Here is a 12,848-nt window from a genome sequence, read left to right on the forward strand (position 1 = left end):
AATCATGGCTTTTTCACCATTTGAATATTGTGTCAGATCGTTGATCAAAGAGACGTTTCTTGTTTTGATGTAGGCGCCATAGCCGATGTAGTAGAAATAATGTCCGTTGATTTTCTTATATGGCAGCCAATACTTTTTACCTACGAAGCCATAATTATATTTAGTAGCGTGGTATTTGGTGAATAAGGTGAAGTAGCGAACGTCTTTGTTAGTCCGTTCAATTCTGTTTCTGGTTGTGTAGACATAGCTGTCTTCCTTCAGGTAACTGAGGGGACCATAAAGTCCGTTAAACCAAGGCATTCGATTACCATAACGGTCATATACATAGCTGTTGCAGTTTAACTACAGTACGACTTGCCGTTTGATATATTTGGGCGTGTATTTTGCTGAACTTGCTGCTGAAGCTGTGTTTGGGGTTGCCGCCAAAGCCGTAAAACTCAGTAGGGCAGTTAAAGCAAATAGTGCGTTACGTAGTTTTTTGAACATGATTATCGCTTCTTTTATAAAAACGCTTTCTTAATATAATTATAACGCTAAGGCGAAGAAAAAAGGCACCCATCGAATGATGAGTGCCTCTTAAAAAATCTGTTGTTTGAGATTACTTCAAGTCGCTTACGCTTTCAGCAACCTTAACCTTGTCGTTCAAGATTTGCTTGCGGGCTGCTTGAACCTTGCTCCAAGTCTTGGAGTCGATGTTGCCCTTGGTTACAGAAACACCGTTGCCTTCAAGAGTGTAGACAAAGTGCTTGCCGCCTGGGAACTTGCCTTGGTATGCCTTTTCAGCGATACGTTCAACAGCAACGTCCAGACCCTTCAGAACTGAAGTCAGAACGAAGTTGCTCTTCTTGCCGTCCTTGGAAGTGTAGCTACCCAGGCTTGATTGGTCAACGTCAACACCGATGACCCAAACCTTCTTGGAAGCCTTGCGGTTCTTGTTGATGTCCTTGGCTTCAGTGAAGACCCCGTTACCAGCGTTGCCGGCTGCGTGGTAGATGATGTCCGCGCCGCTGGCGTACATTGATTGAGCGATTGACTTAGCCTTGTCAGTTGAAGTGAAGTTACCGATGTATTGGTCGTCAATCTTGATCTTCTTGCCCAAAGCCTTGGCACCTGCTTCAACACCTTGCTTAAAGCCGGCTTCGAACAGTTCCAGGGTAGCTGACTTGGCACCACCGATGTAACCTACGTGGTTGGTCTTGGTAGTGTAAGCAGCAGCAATACCTGCAAGGTATGATGCCTGGTTGCTTTCGAAGGTAACTGAAGCAACGTTCTTTTGGCCGCTGATCACGTCGTCGATGATCACGAAGTTCTTCTTAGGGTTCTTCTTGGCAGCGGACTTGATAGCGCTGGTCAGTTGGTAGCCGACACCGAAGATGGTTTCAAAGCCGGAGCTGGCAGCTTCGTTGGCGTTAGGAGTAAAGTCGGCGGCTGATGAAGATTCAAAGTATTGGTAGCCACCCTTGCCTTGCTTCAGGCCGTGCTTCTTACCGAAGGCCTTGAAACCATTCCAGGCAGCTTCGTTGAAGGAGTGGTCGTCAATGGCGTTGTTGTCAGTGATAAGCGCGATGCTGTGCTTGGTGGTCTTAGTACTAGTTGAAGATGATGACTTCTTGCCTTGGCAGGCAGTCAACAGAACTGAAACTGAAACAGCAGCAGTAGCGATGGTTGCTAACTTTTTAAATTTAGAAACAGACACGTGATTTCCTCCGTTGCAACACGAATGTTTGTGTGACAATCGCAAAAAGATGTTTATTTTTATCTCAGTTTATTATAGTGTAAAAACAGAAAAAAGCAAAACCTGGCTCTCGCAGGCTTTGCTTTCGCGGTTTATTTGAGCTTGAATTTAACCGTATTGTCGTTCCAAATTGAGGTTTTGTATTGCAGCTGCAGCGTTTTGGCAGAAGTCTTTGCTTCGCCAACCAAATTTCTTAAAGATCAAGCTGTCTGTTAGGACAAAGTGATAGTGAAATCAAAATCGTGGTCTAAAGAATCATCACTAAAGTCTTGGCCACTCGCGTCAAATTTTACGCGAACACTGTTGACGCTTGAAATCTTTTCGACTGGGACAGTTACCGTTCCTTGCTTAGTTACGTTCTTAGAAATATCGCCATCCCAACTTTCAGTGGAATCTGCTCCGTGCTGTTCACCATTGGAGTAGATATATGTTCCTTGAGTCGGGTAAACTGAAACATCAGCTTTGGTCTTAATTACGTAATGAATCTGCATGAAACCTTGAATAGTGAATTTGCCATCGTTGGCACTATCATAATTGTAGGACTTGGCCGTCTTGTACAAAGTAATGCTGTCGACAGATACGCTGCCGCCGGCCCAGCTATTATTCGTATAGTTCGGCTTAAAGGTCCTTTCTGAAGAAATTTCGTAATTTTTATAGCTGACAGTCAAAGTTTTCTTAGCATTGTTTTTCCCAGAAGACTTGTCGTCAGTAGTGCTCTTAGAAGAACTCTTTGATGAACTGGCTACAGAGGCTTCGTCATTGGAGTCGTCACTCGAAGAAGCGGCGGAGCCGAAGATGTAGCCGACAAAAAACACGAAAATGAAGGCGATGGTTACAGCCCACCATTGCTTATAAAATGGCTTTTTATTGGACTTCATGGCAAGATCCCCCCGGCTTTAAGACTCAGAACTATTCAGTTTGTTGTTAACGCTTAAGAAGCCGAATCCCGACAGCAGGGCGGCAAGAGCGCCGACAATACATGCTACGCCAATATCACCGAACATCATCAGCCCAATGGCAATACCAATAACGCCTAAAATGATTAACAGAATTCCAACTACTTTCATCTTATCCTCTCCTTAACCAAGTGACTTAATTGATGCTGAAAGCTGAAAGTCTGCTTGCACACATTCCATTTTTGCCTAAGGCGGCTCAAGCAGAATTCTTAGCTAAAAAATTCACCATCTTGCATGGGTCAGCATCCAGTTTAAGTGTAGACTTTTAAAGAGAAGGATTGGTGGGCAGGCAGCCCACTAATGGCCAAAAGATGAAATCGCTACCGATAAAGCGGCTAAAGCCGTGGTCAAAACCGTAGCCACGAGCAGGTAGCTGATGATGATCCCGCAGGCCCGGGTAAATTTGGACTTGGATGAATGGAAAAGGCACATGCTCTTGATATTGCGGTAGTTGCAGGCAAAAAGGACGATCAAGAAAAGAACCATGAAAAAGGACAGGCGGAGCAGGAAACTGTCAGCCGCTGAGTCGCTCTTGGCGTCCATACTAAAGGAACTAAACAGCATCAATAAGTAGCCGCAACCGGCTGTAAGCATGCGGGCGGGCTGATGGCTGCGGAAGCCTGGCAAAAGCCAGCTGGACCGGCCTAAGCCAGTAATCGCATCCTTGAATTCCTGGGCACTTTGGTAGCGTTTCTGGCTGTTGATATGGGTAGCTTTTTCAATGATTTCCCGTTCTGGTCCTTTATAAAGGCGGACGCTGGGCAGGCAGCCAGTATAAAGGACGTTCATCAGCACCCCGACTGCATAGAAGTCACTGGCTGGCCCGCTCTGGCTGAAGCCGAACTGTTCCGGGGCCGCGTAGCCCACTGACCCCAGGATGCGGGTGTCGCGGTCAGCGTCTTCCTGCATGTTCCGGGCGATATCGAAGTCGGCCAGGATCAGCTTTTGGCCATCATAAAAAATATTCTCCGGCTTGATGTCCCGGTGAATGATCGGCGGTGTCTGCTGGTGCAGGACCGCGAGGACGTCCAGCAGCTGGCAGATTAAGTCGTGGATCTGGGCAGAAGTGAGCTTGTGGGTCTCTAAGTACTGGTCGAGACGGGGAGAGTCGATGTATTCTTCGATGACGGTCAGGCGGTCGCTTTTTTCCAGGCAGACAATCTTGGGAATCGCGGTGTCCAGCTCAGCCAGCTGTTCATATAAAGGAGCGTACTCTAAAGGAAGGACTCGCTCGATGTAAGGGGTCGGGACCAGCTTTTCAACTTTGAAAATTGCCTTGTCGTCCGTTATTTTAATTGGGACGGGATTAACGTAATCGCTTATTTTTCCTTGCTTCATCTATAAAATCTTTCTGCCATAATGGTAACAATGGGGGTAAAAATGGAAACTGAAAAATTACTCGCTGCTTTGAAAGCAGATCATATTTCTAATGTACTAGATCAAGTGGCTGATTACAATTTTGCCGGCTATTTAAACAAGCTGATCGAAGATAAGGGGGTCAAGAAAAGCGAGCTTTTCAACGAGGCTATGATCGAACGCAGCTATGGCTATCAAATTTTGAAGGGGCGGCGCCTGCCAGCAAGGAATAAGGTTTTGTCCCTGGCCCTCAGCTTGAAATTATCTCTGGCTGAAACCAACCGCCTTCTGTCTTTAAGCGATAACGGGGCACTTTACGCCAACGTAAAACGGGACGCGGTCTTGATCTACTGTTTGGTTAGGGGGATGTCGGTGATCGATACTGACCAGCAGCTGGCAAATTACGGCTATCAGAGCTTGAACGAAGAAGAATAATGGAGTAGGATGGCGGATATTAGTTGTTGGAGGAGGAAAGCAATGAATAGCTTGTTTTGGGTAAATTTGTTAATCGGCTGCGGGATGCTGCTGAGTCGCTTTAAGCAGTTGCCGGTGACTTTCAGTTGGCGGAAATTGGCAGTGATTTTTCTGGCAAGCGGGAGTCTGCTCTTGGTTGAAGGGGTGCTGGTCAGAAAGGTGTTTGAAACGGCGCAGGTACTTTTTGTGATTGCGGTTCTCTATTTGCTGCTGGGTCTTGCTGGCCTGGTCATGATGTTTGCCAAAAAGGACTGGCAAGCTTTCACCAACGAAGATTGGCACGATTTCGCGGCCGTCTTGATTATCAGTGCCTTGCTGGCCTTCTACTTTTTGCGGGATGCTGCTTTTAATTTATCCAGCATGCTGCTGCCAGAAGCAATGTTTCTTGCTGGCCTGCTCCTGGTCTCTTGGGCCGTTAAAGCCGGGAAAAATTAATAGATGTAAAAGTACTGAGCCGCTGCTCAGTACTTTTTATATCCACTTTATAAAAAATACCATTTGTGTGAAAAAGGAGTATGATTTCAGTAAAGAATAAAAAGTGAAAACAAGGTGAGTGAACAATGAAAAAAGGAATTCCAACTCTGCCCTTTAATTCCTCGCAAGGAATAATCATGCTGGCGGCCAGCATCTATAGCGTGGCCCTGTCCTTTATAGTTCAGGAGTACGTCTCCAGCCCCGCGGTCAACAGCCTGGTCAACAACATCAGCGTTGCCGTAAGCGTGGCCTTTGCTCTGGCTATCGGCAGCTTCGTTGACCAGCATGGTGCCTGGCGGATCCTTTTTTTCACCACCTTGCTTTCTGGAATAGCCTGCCTGCTTCCGCCGCTGATTTTTGACCTGGACAAGGTGGCCTTCATCGGCGTCTTGATTGTCGTCGACATTGTCATTTCCATCATCAGTGAGTTCGACAACGCCGCCAGAACCGTCTATATCGTCCGCAAGGAGAACCGGGAGGCCTGCAGCAGGGGATCAGTTCGCTGAACTCTATCTCCTCAATTGTCGGTTATCTGCTGGTTTTCGTGACCCTCAGCTTCGTGGCTTTGCCCAACTACCTCTACCTCTGCGCCGCCCTTTACCTGCTGGCCCTCTTAATCTGGCTGCGGGTGCCGGCTGATCAAGTTGTGGCTTCCGCCCAACCCTCCTTCAGCTTTTCCATCCTGGCCCGCGACATCCGGGAATCAGTCAGCATTGTCTTTAAAAACAGCATTGCCTTGATCTTTGCCGCCGAAGTCCTTTTTACCTGCCGTAATCAGCTGGTTATGAGCCTGGTAATTCTAAAAATCGGCCGCTATGATCCCAAGTTCAAGTCAATCCTGGTGATTGGCCTGGGCATCATCTTGGCCGTGGCAGTCGGTGCTGGCCTCAACCGGGCCGTGGTCAGCCTGCCTGCTGGCCTCAAAAAGCTCTCTGTCCTTGCCTTGATCGTCCTTTCTGCTGGGGCGACCTACCTGAGCGGCGGTGCAGGCAGCCAGCTGTCTCCCTTTGTTTTCGGCCTCCTGCTTGGCAGTATTTTTGGTACCGGCATCCCCGTCTACACCTACCTGGAAACCAGCCGGATCATGAAAACACCCGCCGCCTACCAGGGACGGAGCACGGCCCTGCTCCGCTTCGTGGGCATCTTCTTGACCCTGATCATGGCCCTGGTCCTGGGCTTCTTTGAAGGCCGGGTAAAGAGCAGCGTGGCCCTCTACTTCTCAGCTGGCGCCATCATCCTCCTCGTCATCTTCTGCCTGGTCTTGCTCCAGTCCGCCCGCGAAAAGAACGCCTGATACGCAAAAAAATCTCTGAGCTCCTGCTCAGAGATTTTTGTTTTGTTTACTTACTTGCTTGGGTGGCTTGGTACGGAAATCTTGCCGGCCAGAATCTGGCTGCGGGCAGTTTGTGCCTGCTTCCAAACTGAGTCAGCCACGTAGCCCCGGGTCAGGTAAACACCGTTGTGCTTCAAGCCGTAAACCAGCTGCTTGCCGCCTGGGAACTTGCCCTTGGCTGCCTTGGTAGCGATGTCCTTGACTGCCACGTTGACCCCGGTCATTACGCTGGTCAGGCAGAGGTTGGACTTCTTGCCGTCCTTGGACTTGTACTTGCCCAGGTTGGACTGGTCAGAGTCGACCCCGATGACCCAGACCTTCTTGCTGGAGTTGGCAGCCAGGCCTTCGTTGACGGACTTGGCTTCACTGAACAAGCCTTGGCCGGCTGAACCTGAAGCGTGGAAGATTACGTCCGCCTTCTTGGCAAACATAGCCTTGGCGATTGACTTTTCCTTGTCAGCAGCCGTAAATGAGCCGACGTATTGGTTCAAAATCGTGATCTTCTTGCCCATCTTCTTGGCCGTGTCCTGCACGCCCTTGGCAAAACCAGCATCAAACAAGTCGACGATGTCCCCGTGAACCCCGCCAATGAAGCCAACCACGTTGGTCTTGGTGGTCCGGGCCGCAACTACCCCGGCCATGTAGGAAGCATCCTGGGACTTGAAGTTGGCGGAAGCCACGTTCTTTTGCCCCTTGATCACGTCGTCAATGATGACGAAGTTCTTGTCAGTGTGCTTCTTGGCTGCTGAAGCAATCGCGCCCTTAAGTGAGTAGCCAACACCAAAAATGGTCTTGTAGCCGGCCGCAACCGCCTGGTTGATGTTTGGCGTAAAGTCAGAAGCTGAACTTGATTCAAAGTATTGGTAGCCGTTGGTCCCCCGCTTTAAGCCTTGGGACTTGCCGTAAGCTACCATCCCTTCCCAGCCGGACTGGTTGAAGGAGTGGTCGTCAACCCCGGCGATGTCAGTGATCAAGGCCACGCTGGCTGAGCTCTTCTTGTTGGAGCCGCCGCCGTTTTGCTTGGCCCCTGAGCAGGCAGTCAGGGCAATCCCTGCTGCTAAAACAGTGCCAGTGGCCAAAACTTGCTTGAATTTGATTTTCTTCACGATAAAATCCCCCTTAAAATTAACACGATTACGATTTTATCAATATTTGGTAGTTGTGTCAAAAAGACACCCACAAGATAAAGTGTTGATTTGACGGGATTCTCGTTTTTGCCAAAAAGCCCTCAAGATATATGGCTCTAAGCGGGAAGGGCATACTAGAAAAAAACAAAAAATTACCCGGATTTTCCAGGTAATTTTAAAAAAGTTAAAAGACATTTAGTAGTTTGCAAATTGCCAAGGCGATGTAGCCGGCCACGATCAAGGCCATCACGGTGAAGTGGCGGAGGCGGTTCATGACGAACATGCCGGCGAATTCCCGCAAAACCGCGTTGGGCAGGTAGTAAGGGCGGGTGTAAGAGCCGATCCCGTTGGCATCCAGCCCCGCCCTTTTCGCGTAGATGGCTGACCGGAAGACGTGGTAGTTGCTGGTAAAGAAGCAAGCCTTGAAGTTGTCATTGCCATAGTCGTTGTAGGCCACAATCTGGGAAAATTCCATGTTCTGCTCGGTATTTCTGGACTGGTCTTCTAGCAGGATCAGTTCCTTCGGGACCCCCCGCTTGATGGCGTAAGCGGCCATGGCTGCCGCTTCAGAAATTTTTTCATTCGGCCCCTGGCCGCCGGACATGATGAACTTGGGCAAGGGCTGGCCCTTTTCCTGCTGGTGGTAGGCAAACTGGATGGCCCGGTTGATTCTGGCCGCCTGGATGTTGGAAATCTGGTCCCCATGGATCAGGCCCGCTCCCAAAACGATCAGGTAGTTCTGCTGGTAGCGGCGGGGAACAATCTGGTATAGCAGGAGGTTGACCAGGAAGTTGTACATGACGGCTGCCAGGTAGACCGCGACCGTCGGGAAAATGTCCAGGATGAGGCGCAGGCCGGTCGGCGTGCTGCGGGTGAAGTGGCCGATGAAAATGAAGACCCAGAGGCCCAGCATGGCCCCGGCCAGGATCAAGGTCAGGAGGTTGGGCAGGGTATGGCTCTCATGCTTCAAGACCACATAGGAGTTCCATAAAAGCAGGATCCAGGAGAAGGAGACGATGACGGCCACGGTTACTGCCAGGATCGCCAGGGCCCAGAGGTAGACCTTGCGGAAGCTGGGCAGGTTGGTGGCATAGACCAGGAAGGTGAACCAGGCCCCCAGCGAAGCAATGAAAAAGGTGAAAAAGACCCCGTTGATCAAGCGGCGCGGGTCGCTCAGCCAGGAGAAAATGAAGGTTACCGCGGCAATCGCCACCAAAATGGTAAAGTAGCTGAAAGCCCGGTTCTGGCTGAATAGAAATAGCAGTGTGTTTAATCCGGATGGCATTTTTTAGGTCCTCGTCCATATCGTTTAGAAAATTGGTCAAACTTTATTATAATAGAGGATAAGAATTTTTTTGAGACAACAAGGTGACAAACATGAAAAAAATTGGGCATTATCTCTTTTACTTGATCGAAATCGCAATCGTGTTCGCGCTGTACACGACCCTGCAGGAGTTTTACTTCTACCCGGACATCTTTGGCTTCGGGTCGGCTGAGGCCTTCATCCTGGCCCTCTCGACCGTCCTGGTCTTCTGGTTCAGCTTCTGGCTCTATAAGGGGCAGCTGGATGATGACAATGACTGGGGCTTCAGCCAGGACTTCCACTGGGATTGGCGGAAGCTGGCCACCACAGTCGGGGGCTTCTTCTTGATGCAGCTGCTCTACATCCTCTTGATGAACTTGATCGGCGGCGGGGTCTCAGTCAACCAGCAGAACCTGGATAACCTCCAGCAGACGGCGGGTCCGACCTACAATATCATGGTGGTCTTAGTTGCCCCGGTTATGGAGGAAATCATCTTCAGAGGGATGTTCTTCAACCTCCTCTTTAACCATGCCGGCAAGGTCGCCAAGTGGGCGGGGATCTTGGTTTCCGGTTTCTTCTTTGCCTTTGCCCACAATCCCTTCTGGTCACCATATCTCCTGGTTTACTGGATGATGGGGTCAGTCCTGGCCTGGGTCTACATGACCACCAAGGACCTGCGCTACTCCATGGCCACTCACATCATGTGGAACATGCTCAGCATTTTAGGCTAGGCCAAAAGGAAAAATACAAGAATACAACAAAAAGAGAAATCTGTTTGGAGATACGAAAAGCAGCGAAGCTTGGCTTCGCTGCTTTTTAGTTTTGCGCTTCGTCTTTTCTGATGTAGTGGTTGAGCATGATTGGTGAGAGAACCGTCGTCAAGATGATGACCAGAATCAAGCTGGAGTAAATGTCCTTTGGGAAAAGGTGGTGGGCAATCCCGATCTGGGCCACGATCAAGGCCACTTCCCCCCGGGAAACCATCCCGGCCCCGACAATGCTGCCTTCCAGCGGCTTAAGGCCGAAGATTTCAGATGAGTATTTGCCGGCCCAGTACTTGGACAGAACGCCCAGAACCGTCATGACCACGATGAAGAGGAAGTCCTGGCCGATGGAGGCAAAAGTCATCGACAGGCCGATGTTGACGAAGAAGGTTGGAATAAAGACTGAGTAGCCGATCGCGGAGACTGAGGAATTGACTTCTGCTTCCTGCTTGGTCTGCCGGATGGCCAGGCCGCCGAAGAAGGCCCCGACCACGGCACTCAAGCCGACTAATTCAGCGATGTAGGCCATGCCCAAAGACAGGATCAAAGAGGCGATGACCACAGAGTAGCTGACATTGATTTTTTCCGCCAGCTGCATGAACTTTGGCGCGATGAACTTGTAAACCAGCCAGACGAAGACGAAGTAGAGGGCTTCAAAGAGCATGTTCAGGAAGAAGTTGTTGGTCAGTCCTGACTTGCCGCCTTCATGGCTGAAGGTGGTGAAGATGCTGAGGACGATCACCGCCAAAATGTCGTCGACTACCGCTGCCCCCAAAATTGCCGTCCCGGCCTTGGTCTGCAGCTTCCCGGTCGCCCGCAGGACTTCCACGGAAATGGAGACGCTGGTGGCCGCGAAGATGATCCCGATGAAGAGGGCTTCCAGGAACTGCATCTCGAAGAGCAGGGAGGCCCCGCCGATAAAGAGTATAGGGAGGATAACCCCGACCGTGGCCACCGTGAAGCTGATCTTAAAGTACTTCTTCAGCAAGTCCAGGTCGCTTTCCATCCCGGCTAAAAACATCAGCATGATAACCCCGATGTCGGAGAAGAGAGTCATCGTTTCGTTAGGGTGGATCCAGCCCAAAAGAGCCGATCCCAGCAGGATCCCCGATAAGAGCTGGCCGATGACCGGGGGCCAGTTGAAGCGGGCAAAGACTTGCCCCAGCAGGGTTGTCATCAGCAAGACCAGTATCAGTTGTCCAATAAATTCCATATTGACCTCCGTTTCAAAAAAGGGCTGGAAAACAAAAAACTCCCAAGAAAAAGCTTCTTGACCCAAAGAAGCAAATTCTTGAAAGTTTTGAAACTCCAACCTCTGAAAAATGTTATGTTAACTAATAATACTTTAGCAAGAAATTGGAGAAAAGGCAAATTTTATAAACCGGTCTGTTTTGGATTCTTCGGTTCGGTCTTAGCCAAAAGGGCCAGGACGATGGTGATCATGTCGACCACTTCCTGCAAAACAGCGCCCCAGAAGGCCGGAATAAGACCAGTGAAGGCCACCAGTTCCAGAATGATAACGACCACGATAGCAGTGATAACGTCGATTTCAGCCACCTTCATGGTGTGCTTGGCAATGGCCACGGCATCGTTGATCTTGCTCAAGTCGTTGACCATGATGACCGCGTCAGCACTTTCGCTGGCCGCGCTAGCCCCCTTGGCTCCCATGGCAATGCCGACGTCAGCGGCCGTCAAGCTTGGCGCGTCGTTGATCCCGTCCCCGGTCATGACGACTGGGCGGTTTTCAGGCGCCACGTTCTTGATGGCTTCAATCTTCTGGGCTGGCAAAAGGCCGGCCCGGACGTCATCGACGCCGGCGGCGTCAGCGATCGCCTGGGCCACGTCCTTGTTGTCCCCGGTCAGCATCATGATGTGCTTTGCGCCTTGTTTGCGCAGGCGGGCCAAAGTTTGCGGAGTTTCCGGCCGCAGCTGGTCCTTGAAGGTGATGCAGCCGGCGTACTTGCCGTCAACTGAAACGTAGACAGCAGTAGTCTTGGCCTTGTTTACGTTAGCGTCAGGCGCCACGTAGGAAAGCTTGCCGACCATGACGTACTTGCCGTCAACGGTCCCGCTGACCCCGTTACCAGTTGATTCCTGCAGGTTGCTTACGGCTTGGATCAAGTTCTTGTCAGTCCCTTGAACCAGGGAGTTGGCGATGATGTGGTCGGATTGCTGCTCAAGGCTGGCCGCGTAGCTTTGGATGGTTTCTTTGTCAAAGCCGTTTTCCGGCAGAACGTCTTGGATGACCAATTGGTTCTGGGTCAAAGTCCCAGTCTTGTCGAAGGCAAAAGTCTTGGCCTTGGCTAATTGTTCCAAGGTTGGACCGGACTTGACGATGATGTGGTGCTTGGACATGGAGCTCATCCCCGCTACCAGGGCAACTGGAGCGGCGATCAAGAGCGGACATGGGGAGGCAACGACCATGACTTCCGCGAAGCGGGTGAAGTTCCCGGTCGTCACCCAGGCAGCGATCCCGATAATTAATGAAATAATGGTAAATGGCACGGCGTAGCGGTCCGCCATCTTGACGAACTTGGCCGGCTGGGCAGCAGAAGACTTAACCAGTTCAACGATGGTCTGATATTCAGAGTCCTTGGCCAGCTTCTTGACTTCCATGGTTACGGCGGTTTCCCCGTTAAGGGAACCGGACATCAAGTCGTCGCCGACCGTCTTGTCCACCGGAACTGATTCCCCGGTCAGAGATGACTGGTCAAAGGTAGAGCTGCCTTCAATGATGGTCCCGTCTACTGGCACCTGCTGACCTGGCTTGATTAAGACCTGGTCGCCGATCTGCAGGTCGTCAACCTTGACTTCAACTACCTTGCCGTCAACCAGCTTGCTGGCTACCTGCGGGTTCTTGTCCAAAAGGGCCCGCAGTTCCCGGTTGGCCTGGCCGGTCGCGTATTCTTCCAGGCTTTCGCCACCAGTAGACATGACCAGGATCATCCATTCAGCCCAGTAGTCCCGGGTAATCATCATGGAGATGATCGCGATCAGGGCCAGGACGTCGATGCCCCAGTGCCCTTCTTTCAAGTCCCCAAACATTTCCCTGGCTAAGGAAATGCTGACGTAGACACCAGCAATGTCGAACAGGACCTCCGCGATTCCCGGAATGTGCAGGACATTGTCAGTGATCAGTCCAATTGCCCCGAGAACCAGGACGACAATAAATTTCCATTGGCGTTTCATGAATTATTCCTCCCAATAGTAAAAACAAGGAGTGTGGACACACACTTTTTATCTTAAAAGACAATATAGATTACTAGATATATTTTAGCACAAATTGGATTTCTTACGGTTCAGTATAAATTCTTGTGTAAATAGAA

13 protein-coding genes, 2 pseudogenes and 1 other annotated feature are annotated in these 12,848 nt (G+C 50.4%); of the genes and pseudogenes, 5 read left to right on the top strand and 10 right to left on the bottom strand.

What is annotated here, in order from left to right; genetic code table 11:
* From HMPREF3168_RS10735 to HMPREF3168_RS06285, 6 genes and pseudogenes are all read right to left on the bottom strand, one after another.
* Window positions 1-300 (bottom strand): annotated as a pseudogene (locus HMPREF3168_RS10735) (hypothetical protein); the annotation flags it as partial.
* Window positions 301-598: 298 nt separating this feature from the next.
* Window positions 599-1,696, bottom strand: coding sequence for a BMP family lipoprotein (locus HMPREF3168_RS06275; protein WP_011544345.1), 1,098 nt, complete (start codon window positions 1,694-1,696; stop codon window positions 599-601).
* Window positions 1,697-1,827: 131 nt separating this feature from the next.
* Window positions 1,828-1,926, bottom strand: a pseudogene (locus HMPREF3168_RS10740) (DUF4352 domain-containing protein); the annotation flags it as partial.
* Window positions 1,927-1,947: 21 nt separating this feature from the next.
* The gene (locus tag HMPREF3168_RS06280; protein WP_070489185.1) at window positions 1,948-2,613 is read right to left on the bottom strand and encodes a hypothetical protein; all 666 of its coding nucleotides are present in this window, start codon (window positions 2,611-2,613) and stop codon (window positions 1,948-1,950) included.
* An 18-nt stretch (window positions 2,614-2,631) separates the two neighbouring features.
* On the bottom strand, window positions 2,632-2,802 hold the full coding sequence (locus tag HMPREF3168_RS10340; protein WP_002878348.1) for a hypothetical protein: 171 nt from the start codon (window positions 2,800-2,802) through the stop codon (window positions 2,632-2,634).
* Window positions 2,803-2,988: 186 nt separating this feature from the next.
* Window positions 2,989-4,029: a serine/threonine protein kinase gene (locus HMPREF3168_RS06285; protein ID WP_070489190.1), complete on the bottom strand. Its 1,041-nt coding sequence runs from the start codon at window positions 4,027-4,029 to the stop codon at window positions 2,989-2,991.
* 42 nt (window positions 4,030-4,071) lie between these two features.
* Between HMPREF3168_RS06285 and HMPREF3168_RS06290 the strand changes: the two genes are divergently transcribed.
* The 4 genes from HMPREF3168_RS06290 to HMPREF3168_RS10750 all read left to right on the top strand — a co-directional run bounded on the left by HMPREF3168_RS06290 (window position 4,072) and on the right by HMPREF3168_RS10750 (window position 6,289).
* Window positions 4,072-4,482, top strand: a complete 411-nt coding sequence (locus tag HMPREF3168_RS06290) for a hypothetical protein (RefSeq protein WP_016396105.1) — start codon at window positions 4,072-4,074, stop codon at window positions 4,480-4,482.
* Window positions 4,483-4,524: 42 nt separating this feature from the next.
* Entirely contained in the window at window positions 4,525-4,956 is a 432-nt protein-coding gene (locus HMPREF3168_RS06295; RefSeq protein ID WP_070489193.1) for a hypothetical protein, read from the top strand.
* A 125-nt stretch (window positions 4,957-5,081) separates the two neighbouring features.
* Window positions 5,082-5,501 (top strand): MFS transporter, encoded by a 420-nt coding sequence (locus HMPREF3168_RS10745; RefSeq protein WP_246825695.1) that lies wholly within the window; start codon window positions 5,082-5,084, stop codon window positions 5,499-5,501.
* A 38-nt stretch (window positions 5,502-5,539) separates the two neighbouring features.
* Window positions 5,540-6,289 (top strand): hypothetical protein, encoded by a 750-nt coding sequence (locus HMPREF3168_RS10750; protein WP_231533339.1) that lies wholly within the window; start codon window positions 5,540-5,542, stop codon window positions 6,287-6,289.
* Window positions 6,290-6,339: 50 nt separating this feature from the next.
* On the opposite strand, the gene HMPREF3168_RS06305 is transcribed toward HMPREF3168_RS10750, so the two are convergent.
* Window positions 6,340-7,434 (bottom strand): BMP family lipoprotein, encoded by a 1,095-nt coding sequence (locus HMPREF3168_RS06305; protein ID WP_070489196.1) that lies wholly within the window; start codon window positions 7,432-7,434, stop codon window positions 6,340-6,342.
* A 205-nt stretch (window positions 7,435-7,639) separates the two neighbouring features.
* On the bottom strand, window positions 7,640-8,740 hold the full coding sequence (locus tag HMPREF3168_RS06310) for a YdcF family protein (RefSeq protein WP_003611815.1): 1,101 nt from the start codon (window positions 8,738-8,740) through the stop codon (window positions 7,640-7,642).
* A gap of 92 nt (window positions 8,741-8,832) precedes the next feature.
* On the opposite strand from HMPREF3168_RS06310, the gene HMPREF3168_RS06315 reads away from it, so the two are divergent.
* Window positions 8,833-9,489 (top strand): CPBP family intramembrane glutamic endopeptidase, encoded by a 657-nt coding sequence (locus tag HMPREF3168_RS06315; RefSeq protein WP_016396113.1) that lies wholly within the window; start codon window positions 8,833-8,835, stop codon window positions 9,487-9,489.
* An 85-nt stretch (window positions 9,490-9,574) separates the two neighbouring features.
* Here the strand turns inward: HMPREF3168_RS06315 and HMPREF3168_RS06320 are convergent, their stop codons facing one another.
* Entirely contained in the window at window positions 9,575-10,735 is a 1,161-nt protein-coding gene (locus HMPREF3168_RS06320) for a cation:proton antiporter (protein ID WP_070489203.1), read from the bottom strand.
* A gap of 52 nt (window positions 10,736-10,787) precedes the next feature.
* Window positions 10,788-10,836, bottom strand: a sequence feature (sodium ion sensor (DUF1646 type); this cis-regulatory element may regulate processes involved in with the transportation of sodium ions).
* A 60-nt stretch (window positions 10,837-10,896) separates the two neighbouring features.
* Complete coding sequence (locus tag HMPREF3168_RS06325; RefSeq protein WP_070489200.1) at window positions 10,897-12,711, bottom strand: heavy metal translocating P-type ATPase; 1,815 nt, start codon at window positions 12,709-12,711, stop codon at window positions 10,897-10,899.
* Window positions 12,712-12,848 lie beyond the last annotated feature (137 nt).

It is taken from the genome of Lactobacillus sp. HMSC08B12 (assembly GCF_001808415.1).
GTDB lineage: Bacteria > Bacillota > Bacilli > Lactobacillales > Lactobacillaceae > Lactobacillus > Lactobacillus delbrueckii.